Source organism: Microbacterium sp. GbtcB4 (assembly GCF_019091465.1).
GTDB lineage: Bacteria > Actinomycetota > Actinomycetes > Actinomycetales > Microbacteriaceae > Microbacterium > Microbacterium paraoxydans.
The window spans coordinates 1-260 of sequence record NZ_JAGXJJ010000231.1 but is presented as its reverse complement, the minus strand read 5'-3'; the positions used below and the strand labels follow the sequence as shown (position 1 = coordinate 260).

Annotated in this window: 1 pseudogene; it reads right to left on the bottom strand. The window is 70.8% G+C overall.

Annotation, left to right across the window (positions count from 1 at the left end):
* Positions 1-260 (bottom strand): annotated as a pseudogene (locus tag KVS71_RS17780) (MFS transporter); the annotation flags it as partial.

Below are 260 nucleotides of genomic sequence, written 5' to 3'. Positions count from 1 at the left end.
TAGTTCGTCCCGTGGGGACCGCACACACTAAAGAAGCCGGGCATGGGTTCGCGGGGACTGCGGGGGAAGGGCTCTGCCAGGGGCCCCTTCGTCGCGGCGGGTTCGCCGTCCGCCACGGCGTCCCGGTACTCAGGCGTTTCCTCGAGGCGGTGGCGGATCCACAGCGCGAAGACGCAGAGGACGGCGGAGACCAGGTACGGGATGCACCAGGCCGAGCCGGGCAGCACGGCGCCGGGGAGCATCGACCAGAACGAGGAGGC